The organism is Psychrobacter sp. (genome assembly GCF_030454045.1).
In the GTDB taxonomy this organism is placed as follows: domain Bacteria; phylum Pseudomonadota; class Gammaproteobacteria; order Pseudomonadales; family Moraxellaceae; genus Psychrobacter.
On sequence record NZ_JAKDJE010000007.1, the window covers coordinates 25,836 to 48,258 of the forward strand.

22 protein-coding genes are annotated in these 22,423 nt (G+C 42.8%); 18 read left to right on the forward strand and 4 right to left on the reverse strand.

Annotated elements, in window-relative coordinates; translation table 11 throughout:
• Positions 1-5: 5 nt before the first annotated feature.
• The 6 genes from L0G63_RS02450 (at position 6) to lysM (ending at position 4,491) form a co-directional block, all read left to right on the forward strand.
• Entirely contained in the window at positions 6-599 is a 594-nt protein-coding gene (locus tag L0G63_RS02450; protein ID WP_301449232.1) for a DUF177 domain-containing protein, read from the forward strand.
• Between the two features lie 318 nt (positions 600-917).
• The gene (gene rpmF / locus L0G63_RS02455; protein ID WP_057758809.1) at positions 918-1,100 is read left to right on the forward strand and encodes a 50S ribosomal protein L32; all 183 of its coding nucleotides are present in this window, start codon (positions 918-920) and stop codon (positions 1,098-1,100) included.
• 420 nt (positions 1,101-1,520) lie between these two features.
• Positions 1,521-2,489 (forward strand): ACP S-malonyltransferase, encoded by a 969-nt coding sequence (gene fabD / locus L0G63_RS02460; protein WP_301449233.1) that lies wholly within the window; start codon positions 1,521-1,523, stop codon positions 2,487-2,489.
• A complete protein-coding gene (gene fabG, locus L0G63_RS02465) occupies positions 2,486-3,214 on the forward strand; it encodes a 3-oxoacyl-ACP reductase FabG (RefSeq protein WP_301449234.1) in 729 nt (242 codons plus the stop codon). Before fabD ends, fabG begins: the two co-directional genes overlap by 4 nt.
• A 271-nt stretch (positions 3,215-3,485) precedes the next feature.
• Positions 3,486-3,722 (forward strand): acyl carrier protein, encoded by a 237-nt coding sequence (gene acpP, locus L0G63_RS02470; RefSeq protein WP_071003168.1) that lies wholly within the window; start codon positions 3,486-3,488, stop codon positions 3,720-3,722.
• 259 nt (positions 3,723-3,981) lie between these two features.
• On the forward strand, positions 3,982-4,491 hold the full coding sequence (lysM, locus tag L0G63_RS02475; RefSeq protein WP_071003170.1) for a peptidoglycan-binding protein LysM: 510 nt from the start codon (positions 3,982-3,984) through the stop codon (positions 4,489-4,491).
• A 109-nt stretch (positions 4,492-4,600) separates the two neighbouring features.
• Here the strand turns inward: lysM and queG are convergent, their stop codons facing one another.
• The gene (queG, locus tag L0G63_RS02480) at positions 4,601-5,770 is read right to left on the reverse strand and encodes a tRNA epoxyqueuosine(34) reductase QueG (protein ID WP_301449235.1); all 1,170 of its coding nucleotides are present in this window, start codon (positions 5,768-5,770) and stop codon (positions 4,601-4,603) included.
• Between the two features lie 247 nt (positions 5,771-6,017).
• Here queG and L0G63_RS02485 point away from each other — a divergent pair, with 247 nt between their 5' ends.
• Positions 6,018-7,811: an NAD(P)H-hydrate dehydratase gene (locus L0G63_RS02485; protein WP_301449236.1), complete on the forward strand. Its 1,794-nt coding sequence runs from the start codon at positions 6,018-6,020 to the stop codon at positions 7,809-7,811.
• An 18-nt stretch (positions 7,812-7,829) separates the two neighbouring features.
• On the opposite strand, the gene L0G63_RS02490 is transcribed toward L0G63_RS02485, so the two are convergent.
• Entirely contained in the window at positions 7,830-8,327 is a 498-nt protein-coding gene (locus L0G63_RS02490) for a DUF4124 domain-containing protein (RefSeq protein WP_301449237.1), read from the reverse strand.
• A 954-nt stretch (positions 8,328-9,281) separates the two neighbouring features.
• Between L0G63_RS02490 and L0G63_RS02495 the strand changes: the two genes are divergently transcribed.
• From L0G63_RS02495 to L0G63_RS02530, 8 genes are all read left to right on the forward strand, one after another.
• Positions 9,282-10,994, forward strand: a complete 1,713-nt coding sequence (locus L0G63_RS02495) for an acetolactate synthase 3 large subunit (RefSeq protein WP_301449266.1) — start codon at positions 9,282-9,284, stop codon at positions 10,992-10,994.
• On the forward strand, positions 10,994-11,491 hold the full coding sequence (ilvN, locus tag L0G63_RS02500) for an acetolactate synthase small subunit (RefSeq protein ID WP_058025374.1): 498 nt from the start codon (positions 10,994-10,996) through the stop codon (positions 11,489-11,491). The genes L0G63_RS02495 and ilvN overlap by 1 nt, the downstream gene beginning before the upstream one ends.
• A 139-nt stretch (positions 11,492-11,630) precedes the next feature.
• Entirely contained in the window at positions 11,631-12,647 is a 1,017-nt protein-coding gene (gene ilvC / locus L0G63_RS02505) for a ketol-acid reductoisomerase (RefSeq protein ID WP_301449238.1), read from the forward strand.
• Between the two features lie 348 nt (positions 12,648-12,995).
• Complete coding sequence (locus tag L0G63_RS02510; protein WP_301449239.1) at positions 12,996-13,328, forward strand: hypothetical protein; 333 nt, start codon at positions 12,996-12,998, stop codon at positions 13,326-13,328.
• A 367-nt stretch (positions 13,329-13,695) separates the two neighbouring features.
• A complete protein-coding gene (locus L0G63_RS02515; RefSeq protein WP_058025376.1) occupies positions 13,696-13,908 on the forward strand; it encodes a cold-shock protein in 213 nt (70 codons plus the stop codon).
• A gap of 229 nt (positions 13,909-14,137) precedes the next feature.
• On the forward strand, positions 14,138-14,701 hold the full coding sequence (locus L0G63_RS02520) for a DUF421 domain-containing protein (protein WP_301449240.1): 564 nt from the start codon (positions 14,138-14,140) through the stop codon (positions 14,699-14,701).
• 455 nt (positions 14,702-15,156) lie between these two features.
• On the forward strand, positions 15,157-15,906 hold the full coding sequence (locus L0G63_RS02525) for an electron transfer flavoprotein subunit beta/FixA family protein (protein WP_301449241.1): 750 nt from the start codon (positions 15,157-15,159) through the stop codon (positions 15,904-15,906).
• A 142-nt stretch (positions 15,907-16,048) separates the two neighbouring features.
• Positions 16,049-16,981: an electron transfer flavoprotein subunit alpha/FixB family protein gene (locus L0G63_RS02530; protein ID WP_301449242.1), complete on the forward strand. Its 933-nt coding sequence runs from the start codon at positions 16,049-16,051 to the stop codon at positions 16,979-16,981.
• Between the two features lie 205 nt (positions 16,982-17,186).
• Here the strand turns inward: L0G63_RS02530 and L0G63_RS02535 are convergent, their stop codons facing one another.
• Together L0G63_RS02535 and L0G63_RS02540 are read right to left on the reverse strand one after the other, a co-directional pair.
• Positions 17,187-17,981, reverse strand: a complete 795-nt coding sequence (locus tag L0G63_RS02535; protein WP_301449243.1) for an RNA methyltransferase — start codon at positions 17,979-17,981, stop codon at positions 17,187-17,189.
• A 96-nt stretch (positions 17,982-18,077) separates the two neighbouring features.
• The gene (locus tag L0G63_RS02540; protein ID WP_301449244.1) at positions 18,078-19,061 is read right to left on the reverse strand and encodes a class 1 fructose-bisphosphatase; all 984 of its coding nucleotides are present in this window, start codon (positions 19,059-19,061) and stop codon (positions 18,078-18,080) included.
• 385 nt (positions 19,062-19,446) lie between these two features.
• Here L0G63_RS02540 and L0G63_RS02545 point away from each other — a divergent pair, with 385 nt between their 5' ends.
• Genes L0G63_RS02545 through L0G63_RS02555 form a run of 3 tightly spaced genes read left to right on the forward strand, consistent with a single transcriptional unit; the run spans position 19,447 to position 22,332 of the window.
• Positions 19,447-20,520, forward strand: a complete 1,074-nt coding sequence (locus L0G63_RS02545; RefSeq protein WP_223334788.1) for an aspartate carbamoyltransferase catalytic subunit — start codon at positions 19,447-19,449, stop codon at positions 20,518-20,520.
• Between the two features lie 58 nt (positions 20,521-20,578).
• Positions 20,579-21,790, forward strand: coding sequence for a dihydroorotase (locus tag L0G63_RS02550; protein WP_301449245.1), 1,212 nt, complete (start codon positions 20,579-20,581; stop codon positions 21,788-21,790).
• Between the two features lie 56 nt (positions 21,791-21,846).
• Entirely contained in the window at positions 21,847-22,332 is a 486-nt protein-coding gene (locus L0G63_RS02555; RefSeq protein WP_301449246.1) for a DUF2127 domain-containing protein, read from the forward strand.
• Positions 22,333-22,423 lie beyond the last annotated feature (91 nt).

Consider the following 22,423-nt stretch of genomic DNA (forward strand, 5'->3'; position numbering starts at 1 on the left):
CGCGCATGTCAAGCACTCCAGAAACTAATTCGTCAGCATTTCACACTGACAGTAAAAAAGCGCCTGTATCTACTAGCATGCCTGAGCATATTTCTTTAGACAAGTGGGCAGACACAGGCTTTGAGTGGTCAGGCGAAGTCGATCCAAACGATTTTGAGCGTCTTGTTGCGATGCTTAGCACCGAACACGATCAATCAAACCTTCATTTGAGTGCTGAGCTGTACCGCCGCAATAATGTTTTGCATTTGGCGTTTACATTAAAAGGCGATATCTGGCTAACATGCCAACGCTGTTTACAGCCCGTTGCCGTAGATTTATCCGATGATTATAATATTGCCTTACTAGAGAATGATAGCCAAGTACGCTTGATTGATGAAGAGCAAGACTACTTGTTACTCGATGAAATTGTGGCCGTACAATCTCCAGAGCGATTGCTACCTTTCAAAAAGTTGGTGGAAGATGAGGTTTTACTCAAAACTCCACTGGCACCAAAGCATGATGATTGTGAAATGTCGGTAGAGCAATTTGGTGAGATACCAGAGGAAGAAGAAGGTGAGAATCCTTTTGCTGCTTTAGCTTCGCTAAAAGGCAAACTCTAAGAAGCAGTGCCATCGATTCAATAGGTACAAAGAGCCTTTTATCCACTTTGTTCAGAAGAGTGCAAGGCAGGGCTTTATTAATTTAATAAACATGCGTATAATGTCCGGTTTATTGCATTCGAGCAACCTGTTGCGTGCTAATAGAAGCTAACTAGGTAAATTTTTTATAAATTTCAGACATAGTTTGCGTTTTATGCAAGTAACAATCTATTTAACTAATGATGCTTAAGACTTAGGTTGTTGTGATTATATAGCCTCTGTTAGTATCGACTAAAGCTGAATTTCAAGCTTATCCCTTTTAAGTATAGGAGCTATATCATGGCTGTTCAAAAAAGTCGTAAAAGCCGTTCTCGTCGTGACATGCGCCGTTCACATCACCGTATGGAAATTGCTGAACTAAGCGTAGATGCTACTACTGGTGAAAAACATCGTCGTCATCATATGACTAAAGATGGTTTCTACCGTGGCCGTCAGCTATTCAAAGTTAGTCAAGATGCCTAAGACATTGACGTTATGTTAGTTTAAGCAAATTAATGACTGTGCAAGTGGCTGTTATTATGTTTGTCCAGCTATCATTTGTTGATGAGCTTTGAGTCAAGACAAGCCAAGTTATTTCGCTATCATATATTATGTGGCTAGATAACTTGGCTTTTTGTCATTTATGACGACAGTCATTGCCTAATGCTGCTTTTTTAATCATTAAAAAGCACACAGTCATCATTTCTGCTTTTGGCTTGAGCGATGATTTTCTATGAGTGTTTCATTGGCAAGCGCTATGATAATAGTATATGTCAGTGTATAGTTTACTGATAATCCGTTTCCTCAGACAAGCAATTGTATGAGCGGCTTTGTAAAACATCTAATAATATAATACACCCCATTATTTTAGGGATATTTCTAATCAGATAAGGAATATTGGTTATGGCTTCTGTACCCGATATGGTGAAAAAGCAATCCGCTCGTATCGCGGTTATTTTTCCTGGACAAGGATCTCAAGCAGTCGCAATGACAAGCGAGCTTGCTGAAATTTATCCAGAAATACGTGATACCTTTATCGAAGCGAGTGAAGCACTTGGTGAGGATTTATGGGCAATCTGTCAAGACGAAGAAAAACTCAATCAAACTGAGTATACTCAACCTGCACTCCTAACAGCTAGCATTGCCATCTGGCGCGTTTTACAACAAAAAATAGATGAAACGCCTTGTTACTTAGCAGGTCACTCATTGGGTGAATACAGTGCGCTATGTGCTGCCAATGTGATATCACTTGGTGATGCCGTCACTTTGGTACATAAGCGCGGCCAATTAATGCAAGAGGCCGTTGTCGGTATCGATACGGCGATGGCTGCTGTATTGGGACTTGAAGACAACCGAGTAGAAAACTTGTGTGAGCAGGCAACAGAGCATGTCGAGGGTGCCATTGTTGGCGCTGCTAACTTCAATAGCCCAGGACAGGTGGTTATCTCAGGCAATGCTGTGGGTGTCATTGCAGTTGTTGATAAAGTGAAAAACACGGGCAAAAAATCTGTTCCTCTGAAGGTGAGTGTACCGTCTCATTGTGCGCTAATGGAGCCGGCAAGCAATGCTTTAGCTGAGATACTAGCAGGCATTCAGTTTGATCAAGCAGCAATCCCTGTTATCCAAAATCGCTATGCACGCGTTGAGACCAGCGCCGCCGGTATCAAACAAGCATTGACTGAACAATTGAGTGAACCTGTATTGTGGTCAAAAACCATGCAGGAACTGGCCGATAAGCAAATTAATCTATTAATCGAATGTGGCAGTGGCAACGTATTAAGCAATTTGGCTAAGCGTCAAGCGCAGCCAATCGCAAGCTATCCTACAGACAAGCCTGCCCGTCTAGAAAAACTATTGGAGGTGTTATCATGAGCCGTACGATTACATTAGTAACTGGCGCTAGTCGCGGTATCGGAAAGGCAGTCGCCAAACGCTTTGCTAAAGAAGGACACTTTGTGATTGGCACCGCGACCACCGAAAAAGGTGCTGAACTTATTGATGACTATCTTCATGATAAAGGTGGTATTGGTCGTGTTTTAGATGTACGTGATACTGCCCAAATTGATAAATTATTTGAAGAGATCGAAAGCGTCTATGGAGCGGTACAAGTATTGGTTAACAATGCAGGTATCACGCAAGACGGTCTGCTAATGCGTATGAAAGACGATGATTGGGAAAATGTTATTGATACCAACTTAACGTCAGTCTATCGTATGAGCAAACGTGCCGTACGCGGTATGATGAAAGCACGCCGTGGTCGCATCATTAATATCACATCTGTCGTTGCACAAATGGGCAATGCAGGACAGTCCAACTATGCTGCGACCAAAGCTGGTGTAGAGGGGTTTAGTCGCACACTTGCGCGTGAAATCGGCTCAAGACAAGTAACAATCAACTGCGTAGCACCAGGGTTGATCGAAACAGATATGACGGATGAGCTTGATGAGCGCTTGTTAAATTCCATGCTAGATGCAGTGCCTATCAGTCGACTAGGTCAGCCAGAAGATATCGCTGCAGCCGTGCATTTCTTGGCCAGCGATGAGGCCAGCTACATCACAGGCGCTGTGATTCCTGTCAACGGTGGCATGTATATGTAGTCAATACACGGACGTTACACAGTTATAATAAAAAACTGTGTGAACGAGTGTAAACTATAATAAAGGGTGCTATAATTACGGATACTTTTGAGTCAAAGCCCTGTATGATGACAGGGCTTTATTAGACATCAGACAGACTGTGTAATATGTTATAGCGCAATCAGACAGCAATGCTGATCTGGCAAATACATTTTATATATCATGCTATAGAGCTTAAATAAGGCACAATAGCAGTTTATTAAAAATAATAGATGATAACGGAGTAATCTATATGAGTAATGATATCGAGCTAAGAGTAAAATCAGCAGTTGCTGAGCAACTAGGTATGAACGTTGAAGACATCAATAACGATGCTTCATTCATGGAAGACCTAGGTGCGGACTCATTGGACCTAGTTGAATTGGTGATGTCTTTTGAAAGTGATTTTGGTATCACTATTCCTGATGAAGATTCTGCAGAATTGACTACTGTTCAAAAAGCAATTGACTATGTACAGGCTCAGCTATAATTCGCTAGCTATCTAGTCACTTATAGAAGACCGCTTATCTTATCGATAGGCGGTTTTTTTATGGATATGTGATTTGTATCGTGAACTCATTAACATAAGCTACGTCAAATCAACATTACTTAACATATTCTTACTATTCACATTGTATACCTTTGATTATACTCATCAGGGTAAACACTACTAAGAGTAGTAATATTTAATAACACCTTATCAAAAATAAATTCAAATAATAAATAATATCATTTAAAGGAGTAACTACATGGGTATGTTCAGTTTTGCAAAAGATATTGGTGATAAAATTTTTAATCGTGATGACGAAAAACATGATGCCAAATCAGAGACCAAGGCAGATGCCAATACACCAGTACAAAGTAGCGAACCTTCAGCACAATCCGTTGCTAATATTTTGTTACGCCGTATACAACAACAGAATCTAAACATCAGTAATTTAAAAATCAAATATAACGGCTCTACAGATACAGCAGAAATCAGCGGTAATGCGAAAACTCAAGCTGATCGCGAAAAAGCAATTATTGCTATCGGTAACGTACAGAATGTTGCAAAGGTTATTGATAATATCGATATCGAAGAAGATGCCCCTGAATCAACGATGTATACGGTAAAATCTGGTGACAGTCTGTCTAAGATTGCAAAAGACGTCTATGGTGAGTCTGGTGATTATATGAAAATATTTGAAGCCAATAAGCCAATGCTTTCTGATCCAGATAAGATTTATCCAGGCCAAGTACTACGCATCCCCAAGCCATAATTCTCAGATTCTAAAAAGTATTTAATATGAAAAAGCCTCTTATCGTTAAGAGGCTTTTTTTATGAACATCTATCAAAGCAAATAATGACTTGCTCCGTTATGATGTACATCAAGTCGTTGGCTTACTACTAGCGTCTAGTTTTCTGCCCTGTTCAGCTATTGCCCATTCAATGTGTTCATCAAGCATGGCGTTATGTAGCGTCAACTTAGACTTCAACTGCTCAATGACATGTGGACTAGCATTAGCGTTACCCAAACCAATAGCAATATTACGTAAAAAATTCACATAGCCTGTGCGTCTGAGCGGGCTTCCTTGTGTGTTGTTCAAAAAATCCGCTTCTTGCCATTGCCATAATTCAAGCAAACTGCTGTTATCGAGACCATGCCTTGGTGCGAAGTCCTCAACGGTAGTCAGATTGGCATAACGATTCCATGGACAGATCAGCTGACAGTCATCGCAGCCAAACACCCGATTGCCAATCGCGCGTCGATACTTGGTATCAATAATACCATCGTGTTCAATCGTCAAGTAAGAAATACAGGCAGAGGCATTGAGCTCATAAGGCGCTACAATTGCTTGGGTAGGGCACACATCAATGCAAGCGCTACAACTGCCACAATGCTCTTTAACAGGCTGGTCATCGGGCAGCTCTAAGCTTAAAAACAGCTCACCTAGCACAAAAAATGAGCCAGCTTGTTTGTTGATTAATAACGTATGCTTACCTGTCCAACCAAGGCCTACGGCATCAGCAATAGGTCGCTCGAAGATAGGCGCAGAATCACTAAAAGGCCTAAAGATAAACTCTTTGTCTGACCCAATATCGAGATGTTGCCATTCAGGGAGCATGTCTTCAATGACTAACGCCAGTTGCTTTAAACGGCTACGCATCGTTTTGTGATAATCGCGCCCTCTAGCATAACGCGCAATGATGCCTTGATTGGGATGGTCATTGTCTGTGACGGTGCGCGGCGTTGGTGCCTGAGTGAGATAATCCATTCGCACACTGATAATGGTTTTTGCACCCTCTACCAACTGCTCAGGATGAGCGCGCAGGTGATGGTTATTGTGCATGAACTGCAGCTGTCCCTCATAGCCTTTATCGAGCCATTTTTGAAGCTGCTCAATTTGTTTGCTGAACAATGGGTGGTGAACAGACAAAAACCCACAATCAGCAAACCCTAACGTTTGCGCTTGCACTTTGATCCATTGCTTTACGTCTGCTGTTGTCGCAAATGTAGGTGAGTTACTAACGGCAATACTATTGTTATCGGTAGGCATAGAGATAGGTGCTTATTGGCGGTCTATTTTTAGAATGGTATTTTCTCACAATCAGTGGCAGTGTGAGCACCATTATGATAAGACAGTGAGCATAGAGCGCAAGTATAAAAGACAATAAACTTACATTCATATTGATACATAAGTGAGCATAAGCTTTTGCTAAGCTGATACGCAAGATTGCCACCCATACTGTCACACCGTAACAAATAGTCGAGGATAAAAAATGACATATCGGACCCCGTTATCAATGCTAACAAATACAAAACCAATCGCGCTTTATAGCGGCGAGCAGATTTATGCCATGGAACAAGCGTGGTTTGCACAAGGATATGACAGTTTTGGATTAATGCAGCAAGCCGCTTGGCAAATGGCACAACAAATAGAGCAGTGTTACGAGGCTGATAATACTAGCAATACTAATAACACTTGCGTTTATCATCGTGCTACTCGTTCGCGCCAAGCAAGTATCTGGGTAGGTAGGGGCAATAATGGCGGTGATGGCTGGCTTATTGCTTATTACTTGCAGCAAGCAGGCTGGCAAGTAGAAGTGGTCACTGTCGGTTTTGATGTCAATGATTTTGATACTCGTACTCAGTCGGCCATCTCTAATAAGAAAGACCACAATAATGACCATATAACTGATGCTGACAAAGCGCGACAGATAGCAATATCTGCCAATTGTCATTATCAACGTTTTGAAGAGATTGTTGATCAAGATAGTGCAAAAGAGAAGGTTTTGCCAGCTGACGTTTATGTTGACGCACTGTTTGGGATTGGACTGGATCGCGCTCCAGAAGGCATCTATAAAGAGGCTATTAGCGCTTTTAATCGCACTATTCAGCAACAAAAATCAATAGCGGTCGCCGTTGATATTCCAAGTGGGTTGGTGGCGTCTACTGGTGCGGTGTTCGATCGTATAGCCGTACAAGCTGATGTCACCTTATGTCTGATTGCGCGCAAATTCGGTTTGCATACCAAAGACGGTACAGATTATAGCGGCCATATAATTGATATACCGCTGATACCTTATCAAGTTGCCCCTGAGCAATCAGCTGATAATCATAAAACGTCTGATAAAAACGCCGAACACGCATCTGAACCAGTTGCCACGCTGTTGTTAGCGGCCCATAGTATGAAACCTCGTCGTCAAAACAGCTACAAAGGTAGCTATGGTCACGCGCTTATTATCGGTGGCAACCGTATAGATGGCTCTCAAGGTATGGGCGGTGCTGCGATACTATCTGCTTCTAGTACGATGGCAACAGGATCTGGAAAAATGACGGTTGCCTGTCATGAAGCCTTTCATGTGGCATTATTAACGTCATTGCCTGATGCGATGACTATCAATCTGCACGATACAGATGGCGTAAAGGCACTTATCAAACAAGCCAGTGTTATCGCGATTGGTATGGGTTTGGGCCGTGACGAAAAAGCAAAAATGTTATTTATCGACTATATACAGGCTGCCATAGCTCATGAGAAATCAATCGTTATTGATGCAGATGGACTTTACCATTTGGCATCGTTACAAGCGAACAATCACCAATTGGTGACAGCGCTGCGTGAATATAGCATGAGCCATCAGGTTTGCTTAACACCGCATAGCGGCGAGGTGGCAAGACTGCTTGACCAAAGCATAGGTGAGGTGGAAAGCAATAGATTGCAAACGATAAAAAAATGCGCGACACTCTATGGCGGTGATTGGGTGCTTAAGGGGGCAGGGTCACTAGTTCTGGAGCAAGGCCTAGGAGGTCAGCAGGTATATGTTTGTAGTGTTGGCAATGCTGGCATGGCAACCGCTGGCATGGGTGATGTCTTATCTGGTGTGATTACTGGCTTATTGGCACAGCAAGATTTAGCGGCAGCGTCACAAAGCTTACATCAGGCGGTACTTATACATGGATTTGCAGGAGATGTATTGGTCAACCAAAATAGTGGTTGTCATAGTGAAAACAGACTTATGATTGGACAACGAGGGCTGCAAGCGCAAGATATGCCAGCAGCCATTCGCTATGTTATGCAGCTAGTGATGGTCGACTAACCCTCACTATTGGGTCGACTAGGTTGTAGAGCCACTACAATATTGGTCGATTGCCTGCTGTACGCGTTCACGCTTTAGCTCAATCTCACGGCCATCTAGATATTGACGCTTACCATCTGCATCCATCTCATAGATACGTCCGCCAACGTTTAGATTCGTTAAATTGTTACGTAGCGATTGGCAGCGCTGAGCATTGGCTTGCGCTTCTTGCTCTTTGATACGCGCTTCAAGTGCGGCTACGCGCTGTTCTTCTGCCGTTTGAGTATTATTGCTTTGGCTGGGGTCTGTTTTGCCAGCCATTTGTCCGGCGTTATTTTGTCTACCGTCACTACGAAATTCAATCAACTCAACGTTTTTACCATTTTGCGGCGCGTGCTGACTATATTTAACTTCGCCATGTGCGCCAATGGATTTATAAACTTGAATAGCCTGACTGGCATTCATGGATAGCATTAGCATACAGGTGGTACTCGTTAGCCATTTAGTAGCAGTCGCTATTTTAGACGCATATGCCATAGCAGCAATCCTTTTGTTTGATAAAAGCAGATTCGTATAAATATAACATTTGAATGGTTGATTGGCAGTAGTAATATACTGACTTTCGATTCTAGCAAATAATACTTATCAATGTGTATTATTTAATAACTAATAGTTAGGTATGGGCTTTAGAAGTTTTTCTTGACAATAGCGGGCAAACCATCGAATATAATAGAAGTTGATTGGTCAGTGAACGGCTTCTATGATATTGCCGTGGCACTTGAAAATGATCACTACGAGCTACTTATCGGTAGTTTATGCAGTGTTATTTTCTTTGTGATGATGATATAGCACACGTAGCATTGACTACTCATAACTATACATTGTCTCCGGACTTATCTGTCTACAATGACTAAGATAAACTTATTATTTGAACTGTGCTAAATGTAATTCTGGTAATTGTGCAAAATACGATACAGTACTGGTTATAAAGTGCGCCAAAGCCTCTATTATAAGTTTTAGTAACTTATGCATAGTATTTGGGTATAAATATCCTGTTATCTCTACGTCTTTGCACTCATGAATTTATTATCAGTACTTATTTATAGAAAGACTCAATAATAAGCTTCTTTCATAGGTGCGCTCGCATCTTGTCACTGTATATCGATAATCCTCCTTCGCAAAACTGACCTTACATACATTGCTGTATTTGAGTAATTTGCTGTCTTAAAAAACAACGTTACTTAAATATGATAGGCAAATATTCTTGATATGGACAAGGATTAGCGATCATTTTATGAGTTTTGAAGTAATAGCTATATGGGGTTATCTCTTATCATAGAATAACGCAAATCCTCGCCGCAAAAAAAGGTGATGACAGTGACGCAAACCACGCAAAGTCCGAATATGACGGGACATACCCAAACGGGTAATGCCGCCAAAAATTTTGAAGAAAAGCAACAACGTCTTGCAGAAGGCAGCGCTCAGCCTGTGATGCTATCGGGCGCTGAAATGCTGGTACAAGCGCTGACAGACGAAGGTGTCAAATATATCTTTGGTTATCCAGGCGGTGCCGTTCTACACATTTATGATGCGCTATTTCAGCAAGAAGCCATTGAGCATATCTTGGTGCGTCATGAGCAAGCGGCAGGACACATGGCAGATGCTTATTCACGAGTCACTGGTGAGACGGGTGTTGTATTGGCAACCTCAGGCCCTGGTGCCACCAATACGGTTACTGCTATTGCGACCGCCTTTATGGATTCAGTACCGATGGTCGTGATTTCAGGTCAGGTGCCAAGTAGTCTAATCGGTGAAGACGCTTTCCAAGAAACGGATATGGTGGGGGTATCGCGTCCGATCGTTAAGCATAGCTTCCAAGTGCGCCATGCTAGCGAAATTCCGATGATTGTCAAAAAGGCCTTTTATATTGCACAGTCTGGCCGACCAGGTCCTGTCGTTATTGATGTGCCAAAAGACATGACTGCGCCTAGCGAAAAATACGCGTATGAGTATCCAGAAGAGGTGTTTATACGCTCATACCAACCTTCACTCAAAGGCCATAGTGGTCAGATCAAAAAAGCGGTCGAGACACTACTATCTGCCCAGCGTCCAGTGGTTTATGCAGGTGGCGGCGTTATTTGGAGCAATGCTCACGAAGAGTTGACTGATCTGGCTCATCGCCTTAATTTACCAGTGACCAATACATTGATGGGTCTTGGTGCATTTCCTGGCTCTGATCGTCAGTTCCTAGGTATGCTTGGTATGCATGGTACTTATGAAGCCAACATGACTATGCATCATGCCGATGTTATTTTGGCAGTGGGTGCGCGTTTCGATGATCGCGTCACCAATAATGTCAAAAAATTCTGTCCGAACGCGACGATTATCCATATCGATATCGATCCTGCGTCGATTTCAAAGACCATCCTTGCGCACATTCCTATCGTTGGTGATGTAAAATCTGTCTTAACCGATATGCTAGAGATCGTTGGAGAAGAAAAGCAGCTAGAGCAACACGCACTGCTAGATTGGTGGTCACAGATCAATGAATGGCGCAAGCGTCATGGTCTACGTTATGATACCAGTACAGATAATGGTATCAAGCCACAAGGCGCAATACAGGCACTATGCAAAGTCACAGATGGCAATGCGATTATCACCAGTGATGTCGGTCAGCACCAAATGTTTGCAGCCCTTTACTATACTTACAATGAGCCTCGTCAATGGTTGAATTCAGGTGGCCTAGGTACGATGGGTGTTGGTTTGCCATATGCCATGGCAGCCAAGCTTGCCAATCCAGAGCGTGATGTGGTGTGTATCACAGGCGAAGGCTCTATTCAAATGAATATCCAAGAGCTATCAACCTGCTTGCAGTATAACTTGCCAGTTAAAATTCTAAATTTAAATAACGCACAGCTAGGTATGGTGAAGCAGTGGCAGGACATGCTGTATGAAGGTCGCCATGCACAGTCTTATATGAACTCCTTGCCAGATTTTGTCAAATTGGCTGAAAGTTATGGTCATGTCGGTATCAAGATTACTGACCCTGCAACGATGGAAGAGCAGTTGGCTGAAGCGATGGCCATGAAGGACAAGTTGGTATTTATCGATGTTTATGTCGATCGTAATGAGCATGTATATCCGATGCAAATCGCTGGACAAGCCATGCGTGATATGTGGTTAACAAAAGGGGAGCGCACCTAATGCAACAACAACATCTGATTTCGGTATTGATGGAAAACGAAGCGGGTTCGTTGTCGCGTCTAGTCGGTTTGTTCTCACAACGTGGCTACAATATCGAAACGCTCAACGTCGCGCCTACTGATGACCCAAGCATTTCACGCTTGACCTTAACGACCATTACGTCACCAGAAAGAATTGAACAAATCACCAAACAATTGCATAAATTGATTGAAGTGGTTAAAGTGCATAATCTGACAGAGAACGTACACGTCGAGCGTGAATTGATGCTCATCAAAGTACGAGCAACTGGTAGCATACGCGAAGAAGTAAAACGCAGTGCAGATATCTTCCGTGCGCAGATTGTCGATGTGAATGCCAACTTATATACGATTCAAATCGTTGGTGACAAAGCCAAGCTTGACGGTTTTATCGATGTGCTTGGACGTGAGCGTATTATGGAAGTGGTTCGCTCGGGTGTGATTGGTATTGCCCGCGGTGAGAAAACCCTTAGCACCTAGACTTAATGCCCAAATATCCTATTTTATTGAAGAACTATTTATCTAAATCAACAAAGCGCTTATCTTAATCACTATCTTGATTACAGTATAAGCGTCTACTATCCATGGTAAGCCATGATTGAGGACAAGGACTCTATTTATGAACGTTTTTTATGACAAAGATTGTGATCTATCAATTATCCAAGGTAAAAAAGTGGCCATTATCGGTTATGGTTCACAAGGCCATGCGCACGCGCTTAACTTACAAGACTCAGACGTTGATGTAACGGTTGGTCTACGTGCTAATTCAGGCTCATGGAAAAAAGCTGAAAATGCGGGCCTAAAAGTTGCTGAAGTCGAAGAAGCGGTAAAAGCTGCTGACGTTATCATGATTTTGACACCTGATGAGTTCCAAAAAGAGCTTTACAACGATGTCATTGAGCCAAACATCACAGAAGGCGCGACCCTTGCATTTGCCCACGGTTTTGCTATCCATTATAACCAAGTAGTGCCACGTAGCGACCTTGACGTGATCATGGTAGCACCAAAAGCACCAGGTCACACCGTACGTTCAGAGTTCACCAAAGGTGGCGGTATTCCTGACTTAATCGCCATCTACCAAGATGCTTCAGGTCAAGCTAAGCAATTAGCATTATCTTACGCTGCTGGCGTTGGTGGTGGTCGTTCAGGTATCATCGAAACCACGTTCAAAGACGAGACTGAAACCGATCTATTCGGTGAGCAAGCGGTTCTTTGTGGCGGTGCGGTTGAATTGGTAAAAATGGGCTTTGAAACCCTTACTGAAGCAGGCTACGCGCCAGAAATGGCTTACTTTGAGTGTTTACATGAGCTAAAGCTTATCGTTGACTTAATGTATGAAGGCGGCATCGCTGACATGAACTATTCAATCAGTAACAACGCTGAATACGGCGAATATGTGACTGGTCCTGAAGTTATCAATGAGCAGTCTCGTGAAGCCATGCGTAATGCACTAAAACGCATCCAGTCTGGTGAATACGCAAAAATGTTCATCTCTGAAGGTGCGACCAACTATCCATCAATGACAGCTCGTCGTCGTAACAATGCAGCGCATGAGATCGAAACCACAGGTGCCAAATTGCGCGCTATGATGCCTTGGATTGGTGGCAACAAAATCATCGATAAAGACAAAAACTAATTCGATACTGGCCAGATAAAGCGTTTTATAGAGTGTTAAGTTACCCGTGTTATCACCAGATAGCACGGGTTTTTTATGCATTGCGCTTAATAGTATTAACACCCTTATAGATACTGGTTGAAAATCGATAGCGACTGCCCAATATAAGCAGGCATCTCTACATTAGCCAACAGGCTTTTAGGGTGCTCGCTTATCCTTGGATCATCAAAGAGACGGATCCTCTTCTTATTTTTTATAGATTACAGGTTGTATGCTGTGCAAATATCTTATCCAGACTGGCTAACGCCGCAATTCGTATATATTACTCTTAGTGCTGTGGTAGCAGTTTTAATTTGGATAGAAGGAGAGATGCTCAAAAAAACTGAGGGTAAACTACCCAAGTCTAAGTTTTTTCAAATCAGCTCACTGCTAGATACAGTCTGGTTTTTCATCTCTGTCATTGTTCTTTATGTGATCGATTTGGCGCCGCTTGCGATTGCCGTTCCTGCTGCCTATGGCATTTACACGACGTTTGGTTGGGTCTATGGCACGCGATTGTTGAAGCGTCGAGGCGTTCCTGATTCTCCAAAAGACTTGGTCATACCAGCCAAATATATTGCTTATAGCCAATCGTTTTCACTGATATTTTTTGGATTATGCCTGCTTGTACTGAGTTCATCATGGTTGCCAATATTGCAATAGGCGATGACAAATATTTTCTTTTATCGTTATAATTTTTCTTAATCTAACAGTTTTGCATCTCATCAAGATGATTGTTGAAACGTATGGAATTTATTTAATATCAATAGGATATGATATTTTTCAGTGATCATTTTGATATGCAATAATAATTTGAATTTATTTACAAAAATCATCAATTAAGACTGTTACCTGCATAGAAAACTGTTATAATCAAGATGTACTCAGAGAGTTTGAGGCGAAAAATTCGAATTTTCTATTAGATTATTTTGGAGTTTCGCTGCGGCATTTGTCTAAAAATGCATGGGTATATATCAATTAATCGGTGATGACGAAAGTCTCGCCAACAGTTAAAGAGTCAGGAAAATTTATGTCAGATAAAGTTGAAGGCACTGTAAAGTGGTTTAATGAAGCTAAAGGTTTTGGTTTTATCGCTCAAGACAACGGCGGACAAGACGTATTCGCTCACTACAGCGCTATCCAAGGTAACGGTTTCAAAACGCTAGCCGAAGGCCAAAAAGTGTCTTTCATCTTAGGTGAGGGCAAGAAAGGCCCACAAGCTGAGCAAATCGAAGCTCTTTAATTTCATCTATTATTGAGTTGGTTGACTATCAGCTGGCTTGATAAAGAGAATACAAATAAGCATCGACTACTTTGTTTGTTAGAACAATAAAAATATTGTATCGACTTTAAAAAAAGGCAACCTCTTATCAGGTTGCTTTTTTTATGTTCCGGTATCTACGATCAAATGCTTCTTCCTATCTTTTATACTCATCACTTTATGCTAAAACAACAATAAATAAGGTTCAATTATGAAATGGGATACTTGGTTTTCAATTGACTGGCAACAGCTGTTAGGCATTTCATTGTCTGCGGTGGGTTTCTATATAGGTTTGATGCTTTTTACCCGACTGATGGGTCTGCGCAGCTTTTCCAAACTATCAAGTCATGATTTTGCCATGACAGTTGGTATTGGTAGTATATTGGCATCGACTGTATTGGCGGATAAACCATCGTTACTCCAAGGACTGTTTGCGGTTGCGGTATTGTTTTTGATTCAAGGTGCTATCTCAATATTGAGGCGCAAGATTAAACCTCTAAAAGCGCTGATAGACAATCGTGCCATCATACTCATGGCACATGGCGAATACTTCTCAGACAACTTAAAAGAAGCGAATCTTACGACCAGCGATGTTCAAGAAGTGCTGCGCAAAAATGGCATCAAAGCCAAAACTGAAATATTTGCGGTCATTATGGAGACCACAGGAGATATGAGTGTCATCAAAAACAATGATGTAACTCCTGACTGGGCGTTGTTTGATGACATACGTGACAGTGAGTTGTTAATGAGCTCTAGCAAAGACAGCGACATATAGCTGTTGGGTTCTTCGCGACTACTATCAGTTGAACCCTAGGAAATAAATAATAACAAAATATTAAATAAACATACCATTGAGAGTGCTATAAAGAGGAGGGCTCTTAAGGCTATTATCAAAGGAAAATCACCAGATCACGTGTTTATAAACTATTTATTATAGAATAGTGACAAATTTATGACGCATTATTCACGGCGTTGTCTTGACCTTATTAGCATGCTGACGCAAGATACATAGGTCTGATAATAACGGTTGGCTTAGCTTTAGCAGATTTTATTAGTCATTAGGACGCGGCAATACTATTTTGAGTATTTGCTTATTTTTCTTAATTAATCATACATCTGTTGATATAGTAATAACCTTGAGCAGTATTTTGAACGACAATTTGAACCACAAAGAAAATTTGGTTCTTAACTGATATTTTTTAACTCATAACATTAATAAACGAGGAACGTATGAAAGCATTAGTAGCGGTCAAGCGTGTCATTGATTATAACGTGAAAGTTCGTGTAAAAGCTGATAACTCTGGCGTTGATCTATCAAACACTAAAATGTCAATCAACCCTTTTGATGAGATTGCAGTAGAAGAAGCGGTTCGTCTAAAAGAAGCTGGTGTGATTGATGAGATTATTGTGGCATCAATTGGTCCAAAAGAGTCACAAGAGCAAATTCGTGCAGCCCTAGCACTGGGTGCTGATCGCGGTCTTTTGGTTGTCAGCGATGAAAAACCATATCCATTGCAAGTTGCCAAAATTCTAAAAAATATCGCTGAAACTGAAAGCACTGATATTATCTTGCTGGGTAAACAGGCGATTGATGATGACAATAACCAAACGGGTCAGATGTTAGCGGCATTGATGGGTATCGGTCAGGGTACGTTTGCATCAGAAGTGAAGGTTGAAGGCGATAAAGTCAACGTCACGCGTGAAATCGATGGCGGTCTGCAAACCGTTGCGCTTGACTTGCCAGCTGTTATTACAACTGACCTACGTTTGAATGAGCCACGTTATGCAAAATTGCCTAACATTATGAAAGCGAGGAAAAAACCACTTGATGAGAAAACGCCAGCCGATTTTGGTGTTGACATGACCTCTAAGCAAGAAATTATTAAAGTCATGCCACCTGCTGAGCGCAAAGCTGGTATTACAGTAGCCTCAGTTGATGAGTTGGTCGATAAGCTAAAAAATGAAGCAAAAGTCATTTAATTATTTGACGCTTCGTTACGGCATATCTTGTATAAAGCTCTAGCAGTAGATAGTTTAATATTTTGAAAAAAACTCGCTCGAATAGCTTTGTACACACACGATCGCATGAATTGATAATACGAATAAATAAAGGATTAAAACCATGGCAATTTTGGTATATGCAGAACATGACAATGCCAGTCTAAAAAAGGCAACTTTGAACACCATCGCTGCTGCTAAGCAAATCGGTGATGACATCCATGTATTGGTTGCTGGTAGTGGCGCGCAGGCCGTTGCTGATGAAGCAGCAAAAGTAGAAGGCGTGACAAAAGTACTCTTGGCTGATAACGCGGCCTATGAGCATCAATTGGCAGGCAACGTTGCACTATTGGTTGCTGATGTCGCTGGTGATTATAGCCATATCCTAGCAGCTGCGACTACGACTGGTAAAAACTTTATGCCACGCGTTGCCGCATTACTTGACGTCAGTATGCTGTCAGAGATCTCAGGCGTAGTAGATGCGCAAACGTTTGAGCGTCCAATTTATGCAGGCAATGCAACGGCAACCGTTAAAACGTCTGAAGATAAAGTTGTGCTAACCGTACGTACGACCGCGTTTGATCCAGTAGCAAGCGAAGGTGGCTCGGCGACGGTTGAGACTATTGACAGTGTGCAAGAGACGGGGAAAGCAAGCTTTGTCAATGAAGAGATGGCGCAATCTGACCGTCCAGAATTGACATCAGCTGGTATCGTTGTCTCTGGTGGTCGTGCATTGGCAAACGGTGAAAACTTCACCAAGTACATCGAGCCATTAGCTGACAAGCTAGGCGCTGCGGTTGGCGCATCACGTGCCGCTGTGGATGCAGGCTATGTACCAAACGATATGCAGGTCGGTCAAACCGGTAAGATCGTTGCGCCGCAGCTATATATCGCAGCTGGTATCTCAGGTGCAATTCAGCATTTGGCCGGTATGAAAGACTCTAAAGTCATCGTAGCGATCAATAATGACCCAGAAGCGCCAATCGCTAGCGTTGCTGATTACTTCTTAGAAGCAGATTTGTTTGAAGCGCTTCCTGAGCTTACTAGCAAGGTTTAATGGATAGTCACAGAGTTACTAAACGGCTACGGCGTTATTCTCATTAGATGTACTACTTGTACAATCTGCAGTCGGCTGCCTTGTATTCGTTTTAGACTTCTTTGACTATATTAGTAGTAGACAGATAATAAAACCCCACTATCAATTGGTAGTGGGTTTTTTTATGCTTGATAGATTGAGTTTTGATAGTAGTTATGAATGGAGGCTAAGAGTATTGTCTTTGACGTAAGGTCTCATACAGACATAAAGAGCCTGCAATCGCTACATTTAAGCTCTCTTGACCATTTGGCTGCGGTAAAGCGATAGGGGTGGCACATTGCATCAAATCATCGCTGACGCCTTGACCTTCATGACCCATAATCCAAGCGACAGGTGCCGATAGATTGTGATCATAAATCAAAGTATCGGTATGTGAGCTAGTCGCCAGAAGCGGCACTTTTACGTGATCTAAAATATCTTGCGTACTCAAGCCTTCATAAATAGTCAGCGCAAACTGTGCACCCATACCGGCTCGTAACGTCTTTGGAGACCAAGCCTGAGCAGTTGCGCTAGTACATAGGATATTGCGAATACCAACGGCTGCTGCTGTACGCAGGAGTGTGCCGACATTCCCGCTGTCCTGTACATCATTTAAGATCAAGCAATCTTCATCAATCACTGGCAAGCTAGGCGCTGGTACGTTGATAATCGCCATGATATCGATACCAGTACCTAAGCTGCGAATACTCTCGTACAGTGAAGTGGATAAAATAAGAATAGGCGTATAAGTCGGCAGACGAGTGAGTATTTGCTGAACTTCAGGATGACTACGTGCTGATTCGGACAGTAGTATTTGAACAAATGGATAGTCACTACGAAGTGCAGCATCTATCAGATGGACGCCTTCTATGACTGTTTGGCCGTTCTTTTTACGCTGGCGTGCTTGTACCAATAGGGCTTTTACAAGCTTGACGGTGGTGTTCTTATCTGAGGTAATCAGCTCGGTGGGATTTAATACCATAGTGGATCGCTTAGAGAAGAGTAGGAGGGTGAATAACCAGCATCAAGCTTATAATCTCGCTGTAAGCTGGTTATTTTTAGAAAGTACTTATATCAATTACTGCTCAGAATAATTGACGTGTAAGTCTTTCACATAATTGACTTCGTTTTTGCTACCGAGCACCACAGGAACACGCTGATGAATGTCAGTGGGCTCGATATCTAAGATACGATTGACAGCGTCTGTCGCACCGCCACCCGCGCGTTCAATCAATAAGCTCATTGGATTGGCTTCATACATCAAGCGTAGTTTACCTGCTTTATGAGCGTATTTGGTATCAAACGGATAAGTGAAGAGACCACCGCGGCATAAGATACGATGGACGTCACCAACCATAGCGGCGACCCAACGCGTATTGAAATCGCGTCCACGTACGCCTGTCTCGCCAGCGATTAACTCATCGATGTACTGTTGCATCGGTGCGCGCCAGTAGCGATAATTTGAGCTATTGATCGCATATTCGCTCGTATCGGCATCGATTTGCACGTTGTCTTCTATCAGCACATAGTCTTCAGTTTCTGGATCTAGGCTAAACATCACGACCTTATCTGCGATGGTCAACGCCAGTACCGTAGAGGTGCCATATAACAAGTACCCTGCTGCTAGCTGTTTGTTACCTGCCTGTAGATAGTCGCTGTTTTCACTGGTTTGACCTTGACGCTCGTACGGCAGAACAGAAAAAATCGTACCTACTGCCATATTGATATCAATATTTGATGAGCCATCTAGTGGGTCAAACAAAACCAATAGACTGCCATCGTCATTAGCAGGGGTGGCATCATCAAGCTCTTCTGATGCAACGCCGGCACAATGGGTATTCTTTGCCAATGCATCTAGCAGTAAGTCATTGGCCAGTACGTCTAGTTTTTTCTGATCTTCGCCTTGGACGTTTTGATTGCCAGCCTCGCCTAAAATATCTGCCAGAGCACCTTTTCTAAGTAGTTGTGAGATGGTTTTACCAACATTAGTGACCGTGGTAATTACGTCGTTGAGTGCAGGACTAGAGGCATGTTGGTTTAGATAATCTGCTAAGGTCGTCATAAAGCTTCCTAATAGAGGGTATGGAAAGTAAAAAATGGATGGTCTTAGAGTCAGGCCATAGGCGGCATTTGGCACACCTTAAATGGGTGAATTTTTAAATAGCCTATACGGTATCTTTGTCCTGACCACAAAATCGGCTACACTATATCTATTGTTATTCATTTATAGATTTGTCAGAATTATTCTCTATGAGAATATAGCATGTCTATTTACGCTTTCTGATTGTCTGCTGAGGCGGTTTTTGGTCGAATTTGATTACGGTAAATTGTAGCAAATAAGCGTCAAAATGTCCTCGTCTCTGTGCCTATCGGTGCTAAATGATTGAACAAAGATGAATAAGCGATTACGACAGACTCATATAAACCCACAATAAAGACTCGCCATTATGTCAAATTCTCTCGATAGTAGCGCTACACAACCAGTCTCACCGACTGATTATGCAAAATTTGATCCCAATACAATTCATCAAAGACTCAATACCTCACTGAGTCGTCCGCAGCTCAACACCGATGGCAGTATCAGGCATTTCTTGGGTGTTGAAGGTCTTAATAAAGCACAGCTCAAAGCTATTATCGCAAAAGCAGAGACTTTCTTTGATGAAAACGGGCAGCTCATCAATCGTCCTGAGTTAGATGGCTATACGGTCATGAATTTGTTCTTTGAACCATCGACTCGTACCCGGACGACTTTTGAAGTAGCAGAAAAACGCTTGGGTGCTAATGTACTCAATATCGATATCGAACGCTCTAGTACCAAAAAAGGCGAGAGTCTACGCGATACCTTGTGGAATCTACAGGCAATGACCGCAGATATTTTTGTAGTTCGACATTCAGCATCAGGTGCCGCGCATTTTATGGCGACAGAAGTGACCCCTGATATTGCTATCATTAATGGTGGTGATGGCTGGCATGCGCATCCTACTCAGGGAATGCTCGACATGTTGACCATTTACCGTGAGGCACCGCGCCCATTTGAAGAGCTGTCTATCGCAATCGTTGGTGATATTAAGCACTCACGCGTCGCCCGTTCTGATATTAGCGCCTTGCAAACCCTAGGTGTGACAGATATCCGTGTGTGTGCGCCGCGTACTTTATTGCCGAAAGGTATTGAGCGCTTTGGCGTAAAAGTATATGAAAATATGGATGAGTGTGTCACTGATTGTGATGTGATTATGGGATTAAGAATACAAAATGAGCGTATCGGTTCGCCGCTATTGGCATCGTCAAGTGAATACTATAAGCATTATGGGATCACGCCAGAGCGAGTGGCATTGGCCAAGCCCGATGCGCTAGTTATGCATCCAGGGCCAATGAACCGTGGTGTTGAGATTGCTTCTAGTGTGGCTGATGGCGCGCAATCGGTGATCTTAAAGCAGGTAAATAACGGTATTGCCATACGAATGGCGGTCTTGTCGCTTGCGATGGAAGGCCAACGTGCTCATCAAGCGGCTGGCAAGTAACAGCTTGCCGCGCGACTTATTCTCATTTATTTCATTTTATTGATACGGTAATAACGTTATGTCTACCATGCTTAATACGGATGCACCCATCTTTGACCATTTACCAAAAGCATTTAAAGATGCATTGCCGCAAACTGTAACAGAAAAACTGTCTACACTCGATTCTGGCCGTGAAATATGGTTACTACCACCATTAGTAGATCTATGCGCGCGCTTGCGTGAGCCGGGCCAACAGCAACACGGTACGCTGGAATCAGAAGGTAGGGCAGCTCGTGGTAACGGGTTCTTGCATGTAGTCACGCCACCTGACACCAATCCTATTTTAGAAAATGGCTCACTCTTAAAGGGCTTGCGTGAGCGCGCCTTGAGTGATGGCGGTATTTACTTGCATATTTTGGGCGCATTGACCACAGGGTTAGAGGGCGAACGACCGTCTAATATTGCAGGGCTTAAAAAGGGCGGCTGTATCGCAGTATCCAATGCGCGTAGACCTTTTCGCAATGACTTAGTATTGCTAAGAACACTAGAGTACGCGGCGACTTTTGGTATGAAAGTATTCTTTTATCCTGATGAGCCAAGTCTGTCTGGAGATGGCGTGGCGCATGAGGGTTATATTGCCTCTTATCATGGTTTGCAGGGCATCCCTTGGATCGCTGAAACGGTTGCCTTATCTACCCAGCTTTTGATGGTCGAAGAGACAGGCGTTGCGGCGCACTTTAGCCAACTCACTTGTAAATCATCGGTTGAGCTGATGCGCTGGGCCAAAGACAAAGGGCTGCCTGTGACCTGTGATGTGGCCATGCATCAGCTATATCTGACCGATGATAATCTAGAAGGTTTTAACGCGCAGGCTTACGTATTACCGCCGCTGCGTAGTAATACCGATCAGCAAGCACTGCGTCGCGGTCTTGCCGATGGGACGATTGATGCCATCTGTAGTCATCATGAACCACTGAACAGCACAGCGAAGAAAGCACCGTTTGCGGAGAGCACACCCGGTATTTCAAACTTTGATACCTTTATGGCGCTGGCGTGTCAGTTGGTTGGGGATGGGGTATTAACACTCGCGCAACTGGTTGATAAGATCTGTCTCAATCCTGCAAAGATTGCTGGTATTAGTGAGCATTATGAAGCCATTGGTGGGGCTGTATTGATTGACCCCAATCTTGAATGGCAAGTAACTGCACAGTCTATGCTATCGAATGGTAAAAATACACCGTTTTTCAATCAGCAGCTGCAAGGGCGTGTTGTAGAGACATTCTTTGGCTAATTTGCCCCGACAGGACGATAGCTTGCCGCTATCCTCGAAGGATAAAAGGGGTAAAAATGATTGACCCTCTAGAAAAAACGCACAGCACAGCCAGTGAATCTATCAAGGCAGTGGCTATTTATGAGGCTATTAAAGGCATCGGTGCGTTATTAGGAGCAGTGGCCTTATGGTGGTGGCACACGAATCTTGAGCATTGGTTAACCACTGCCACAAAATCTTGGCAACATACCTTTGGGCAACTGCTTGCGCCGCAGATCGATAGTGCGGTACTGATTGCTCAACAAGCCAGCAAAAACTGGTCAGTATTTTTATTATTGATATTCGCTTATGCCAGTTTACGTTTTTTAGAAGCTTATGGTTTGTGGCGCGACAAAACGTGGGCATATTGGTTCGGCGTTTTGGGCTATGGTGTCTTTATTCCTATAGAGGTTTATTACCTAGTCATCAGCCCTTTTGATTGGTTTAAGCTTGGTATTCTAATCTTAAATATTTTGATCGTCGTGGTGGTCTATCGCAATATGAAGCGCAAAGGGTTGATTTAGTGAATAATTGACATTGACCGCTATATAGATTGGACCAAAAAAACCGCCGTTAGCATTTATTTACCATGATGCTGACGGCGGTTTTTTGATG

Excerpts from the sequence above, each read along its gene's own strand:
- L0G63_RS02450 (WP_301449232.1), top strand. The coding sequence starts at position 6 with ATGTCAAGCACTCCAGAAACTAATTCGTCAGCATTTCACACTGACAGT.
- rpmF (WP_057758809.1), top strand. The coding sequence starts at position 918 with ATGGCTGTTCAAAAAAGTCGTAAAAGCCGTTCTCGTCGTGACATGCGC.
- fabD (WP_301449233.1), top strand. The coding sequence starts at position 1,521 with ATGGCTTCTGTACCCGATATGGTGAAAAAGCAATCCGCTCGTATCGCG.
- fabG (WP_301449234.1), top strand. The coding sequence starts at position 2,486 with ATGAGCCGTACGATTACATTAGTAACTGGCGCTAGTCGCGGTATCGGA.
- acpP (WP_071003168.1), top strand. The coding sequence starts at position 3,486 with ATGAGTAATGATATCGAGCTAAGAGTAAAATCAGCAGTTGCTGAGCAA.
- lysM (WP_071003170.1), top strand. The coding sequence starts at position 3,982 with ATGGGTATGTTCAGTTTTGCAAAAGATATTGGTGATAAAATTTTTAAT.
- queG (WP_301449235.1), bottom strand. The coding sequence starts at position 5,770 with ATGCCTACCGATAACAATAGTATTGCCGTTAGTAACTCACCTACATTT.
- L0G63_RS02485 (WP_301449236.1), top strand. The coding sequence starts at position 6,018 with ATGCTAACAAATACAAAACCAATCGCGCTTTATAGCGGCGAGCAGATT.
- L0G63_RS02490 (WP_301449237.1), bottom strand. The coding sequence starts at position 8,327 with ATGGCATATGCGTCTAAAATAGCGACTGCTACTAAATGGCTAACGAGT.
- L0G63_RS02495 (WP_301449266.1), top strand. The coding sequence starts at position 9,282 with ATGCTATCGGGCGCTGAAATGCTGGTACAAGCGCTGACAGACGAAGGT.
- ilvN (WP_058025374.1), top strand. The coding sequence starts at position 10,994 with ATGCAACAACAACATCTGATTTCGGTATTGATGGAAAACGAAGCGGGT.
- ilvC (WP_301449238.1), top strand. The coding sequence starts at position 11,631 with ATGAACGTTTTTTATGACAAAGATTGTGATCTATCAATTATCCAAGGT.
- L0G63_RS02510 (WP_301449239.1), top strand. The coding sequence starts at position 12,996 with ATGCTCAAAAAAACTGAGGGTAAACTACCCAAGTCTAAGTTTTTTCAA.
- L0G63_RS02515 (WP_058025376.1), top strand. The coding sequence starts at position 13,696 with ATGTCAGATAAAGTTGAAGGCACTGTAAAGTGGTTTAATGAAGCTAAA.
- L0G63_RS02520 (WP_301449240.1), top strand. The coding sequence starts at position 14,138 with ATGAAATGGGATACTTGGTTTTCAATTGACTGGCAACAGCTGTTAGGC.
- L0G63_RS02525 (WP_301449241.1), top strand. The coding sequence starts at position 15,157 with ATGAAAGCATTAGTAGCGGTCAAGCGTGTCATTGATTATAACGTGAAA.
- L0G63_RS02530 (WP_301449242.1), top strand. The coding sequence starts at position 16,049 with ATGGCAATTTTGGTATATGCAGAACATGACAATGCCAGTCTAAAAAAG.
- L0G63_RS02535 (WP_301449243.1), bottom strand. The coding sequence starts at position 17,981 with ATGGTATTAAATCCCACCGAGCTGATTACCTCAGATAAGAACACCACC.
- L0G63_RS02540 (WP_301449244.1), bottom strand. The coding sequence starts at position 19,061 with ATGACGACCTTAGCAGATTATCTAAACCAACATGCCTCTAGTCCTGCA.
- L0G63_RS02545 (WP_223334788.1), top strand. The coding sequence starts at position 19,447 with ATGTCAAATTCTCTCGATAGTAGCGCTACACAACCAGTCTCACCGACT.
- L0G63_RS02550 (WP_301449245.1), top strand. The coding sequence starts at position 20,579 with ATGTCTACCATGCTTAATACGGATGCACCCATCTTTGACCATTTACCA.
- L0G63_RS02555 (WP_301449246.1), top strand. The coding sequence starts at position 21,847 with ATGATTGACCCTCTAGAAAAAACGCACAGCACAGCCAGTGAATCTATC.